This window comes from Phaeobacter sp. HF9A (assembly GCF_011806385.1).
Lineage (GTDB): Bacteria > Pseudomonadota > Alphaproteobacteria > Rhodobacterales > Rhodobacteraceae > Epibacterium.
The window spans coordinates 1-3,557 of the sequence record NZ_JAATOX010000214.1 but is presented as its reverse complement, the minus strand read 5'-3'; the positions used below and the strand labels follow the sequence as shown (position 1 = coordinate 3,557).

Below are 3,557 nucleotides of genomic sequence, written 5' to 3'. Positions count from 1 at the left end.
GAGCTGCAGGTGCGTATCGCCGTGCTCAACGGCTACACGGCACTTGGAATCCCCGTCACACAGCCCGTAGAGTAAGTTCGTTCGGGGAAGGGGGAAGCTCGCACATCAGCCGATTTGTGCAACAAGGCCGCAGGACAGGACCAAATCGTCCGATTCTAGGCACATGGAATCATGCCGAATATAGACCTCAGACCTCTGTCAGAGAATCGACCTAAGATTATATTGCAATAGCTTCACATGTGCACGGACCATGACACGATCAATGCCATCGCTTAACGCGAAATCGCAAAAATATATGTCGCAAAATCCACAATAATTCATTTTTTTGAATTATTCAGAGACATCAACATATAGACGATACGACATAGTTGGCACATCATATGCTGCCGCAGTTTCTGTTTTTGTGCGCATCAACTCACATCGACAGAGATGGTTCATGTTCTGCATCTCTCCCCCTCGCCAACAGCACACTATGGTTATCACTTTGTTTACCAATTTCCAAAATTCTGACGTTCTACACACTGCCATCTGGGGGCAAATATATGACTTCTATGAAGAGAACGTGTTCCTCAATGTTCAACTTGGTCTTTCGTCGAAGAGACAGATATGCCGAAGTATCAAATACCTCAGCAGAAAAGTTACATTGTTCAAGATCTGAAATTCTCCCCATGCGGCCCGCTATTCCTGAGCCGAGATGTATTATGGACCATGAACTGTTGCTGCTACAGTATGAGGAAATGCTAATCGCATCGATCTTAATGGCAACAGAACAGCTCAGTGAAAAATCATGCCCAAGTTTAATCGCAGACCACATGAGAATGCAAAACAGACAAGAAAAACTACATTGCATTCTATTGAATACCAGAAATACCCTGCAACACGCATGAGTGAACTTCAAGATATGGGACGTGACTAATGTATAAGTTTCACTCTAGTCAAGGAATTATAGGCTTGTCGCGCTTCGAAGACGGCAGGGATCTCCCTCCTGTTTTTAGGCCCAGCTCAACGGTTAAAGAGGAATTTTCGAGATGCGAGTGGACGCCAGAGAAGTGGCTAGCAGATATGGTCAAGGATATCGTTGAAGAAGAAAAACTAACCCTCCAAGAACTTCTCTTTCACCTGCAAGAAATCGGTTTCGATAAACTCGCAACATGGTCTGCTAGAAAAGATTGAGTGTGGATTATCTATAATGCTAAGGCAAGAATCGGTAACAATCCCAGTAATACAGCTGCGATACCCATCCCGCCGTCACCTGCAACTTCTTCGTCAACCGGATCTTCGGGGACGGGTTCAACAACTGGTGGATCTTCATCTGGAGATAAGGACAGCGAAGCTATTAAATCTTCTGCGTCGTACACTCCGCCCACCTCTCCGAATTCCTCTTCGACGGCCGACACAGCTTCCCAATATGTCTCCATTTCGGAACTCCAGTCAGGTTGGCTTATTACAACCATCATAACCTCCAATGCGTCAAGATCGGCATGAAGAACTCCGTCTCGGAAAATTTCTTCATTGATTTCAGAGGCTGAAGCTTCTTCGACATCTGGCTTCGCATATCTACTTCCAGGTGCGTCACCATCTTCGACTCCTAGATATGTGACTGAGATATTTTCCCCGCCGGTCATTAGGCCGTTCAAATCGAAGTCACTGGAGGTAACATCTGACGACTGTGATGTAAGGAACAAGACCAACTCGTTAGGGTTTCCAAATGCATGTACGTCGACATCCGGAGTCGACAGCTCCGTTTCCTCACTCCCAGATCCAATCAAATCAATCGGGCGGTTTCCAGGAAGAGTGTCACCCATCATCCGAAACATTTCACCGCTGACAGTCAATTCATCATGGTCTGAGCCTAGACTAAAGGCATTTCTTGTATTCTGTAAGATCGGCCACGCATATGCAGCTTCAACGCCATGTTCAGGAAACTGCTCCACGATTTCAAGGAGTTCATGTGCCTGATGTAGCCCGTAGTCACTCTCGTCATCTAGAGAGGATGTGGATTTCAAGTTCCATTCAGTTACGTAGGTATCCAAGCCCTCACGGGTCTGCCCCCAGGTGTCCTCAATCAACTTTGTCGAGAAGTCCCTCATGCCGGGCTGATTTTCACCCCGAGTGTAAACGTGGGTTGCAACCCCATCAATTGCATTAATTTCATCATCGTCGAATTCTTGCATGATTAATTGATTGTTCACCTTGGTCCAGTTTATATCTCCTCCGGAGAAGGTGAAGCCTTGAGAGAAGTCGAAATCATATTCCTCCGACAGCATTTCTAATATCTCTTCGCTGCTGTCAAAGTCTGTATAGTCATTGCTCAAGCTGGAATAACTAAAGTTGGTTCCTGCTTGAACAACAATATCAATATTTTCTGTCTCAAAGCCCATGGCTTGAGACTCATCCAGCGCCTCATCTATCACAGACGACATTTCGCTTGCTAGTCTTCCGTACTCGACAGCTGACATTTGGCCGGAGCCCCAGTACTCGTTTCCTATTTCGAACGCTGCGACCTTTCCGTCTCCATGAACGCCTTGCACAATGTCAGAAACAAAGTCGTGGAGTGCGTCCCTATCGAATTCAGCGTATCTATTCCCATTTTCATCCACTTCATCGGAAAGAAAATTCTTCGTTGGCACTACTATTGTTGTTGAAATATCCAGTTCCCCAGCCATTTCAAGCCAACGGTCGAGGGGGATCAAATTTACCGGTTCACCAGTTTGTGCATTCATCGCATGCGTGTTGTTCGGATTTTTGATGTCGAAATATTCTTCGGTAACCGAACCGCCCGGAAAGCGAACTGTAGTTAGTCCTAGGTCCTCTGCCAGTTCTTCGTATGAGCCTCCGCCATCGAGGCTATCTCTGTGAAACAGAAAATTTCCACCAAAATGACTTTGAGTAAAACTTGATCTAAGTTCAGAAGTCGCGTTTAGTGAAGTTGGCATCGCAGTTCTCCATTCCAAGTCAATTGGAGAGTTGCAGAGAAATTGCAAACGAAATGGAAACGATAAAAATTTATGTAAGCCTACATGATCCGCCCGTGCGCCGCGCTATGAATAAGCCATTGATGTACTGTGACTATTTCTTAGAAACTGCAAGCGAACGCTTTGGTTAAAATTGAACTGATCTCAATTTGTAGACAATGATTGAAGGTCATACACGCCAGCTTGAAGCTTGACACCGAAGCTCCGCAAGGCAAGGTGTTTTGCTTGGATAGCTGCATTCCGTCAATGGTGTTCAGGCGTTGGGGAAAGTGAGAATAGGCTACATGAAGCCCGCCGCTCATTGCACTTCTAATGCGATTTGGACATTCTCACTCGCTTGTCTGGCGCGCCCCAATTTTCCTAATTGTTCACTGAGAAGACATGGCTAGGACTTCGAATCATCTACTTCCGATGGAGATAGCGCCTCACGATGGGCGGGAGTTGGTGCTCTATGTCGATGGAGTTTTCTTGAGGGCGAAGTTTCTTGATTTATCGTTAATTTGTTCGGGTAATCCCCCCGTTTCTGCGGGGACTTGGTCGTAGAATTTACGCGGCCGTTCTCAGTTTCTGGGCGGGGGTCAT

At 46.2% G+C, this 3,557-nt stretch carries 2 protein-coding genes; one reads left to right on the top strand and one right to left on the bottom strand.

What is annotated here, in order from left to right; genetic code table 11:
• Positions 1 to 915 precede the first annotated feature (915 nt).
• Positions 916 to 1,173: a hypothetical protein gene (locus HCZ87_RS20315; RefSeq protein ID WP_217701981.1), complete on the top strand. Its 258-nt coding sequence runs from the start codon at positions 916 to 918 to the stop codon at positions 1,171 to 1,173.
• A gap of 11 nt (positions 1,174 to 1,184) precedes the next feature.
• On the opposite strand, the gene HCZ87_RS20310 is transcribed toward HCZ87_RS20315, so the two are convergent.
• Positions 1,185 to 2,936, bottom strand: a complete 1,752-nt coding sequence (locus tag HCZ87_RS20310; RefSeq protein WP_167646881.1) for a hypothetical protein — start codon at positions 2,934 to 2,936, stop codon at positions 1,185 to 1,187.
• Between the last annotated feature and the right edge of the window lie 621 nt (positions 2,937 to 3,557).

Bases quoted from the DNA above. Each gene is read 5' to 3' on its own strand.
- HCZ87_RS20315 (WP_217701981.1), top strand. From the start codon at position 916: ATGTATAAGTTTCACTCTAGTCAAGGAATTATAGGCTTGTCGCGCTTC.
- HCZ87_RS20310 (WP_167646881.1), bottom strand. From the start codon at position 2,936: ATGCCAACTTCACTAAACGCGACTTCTGAACTTAGATCAAGTTTTACT.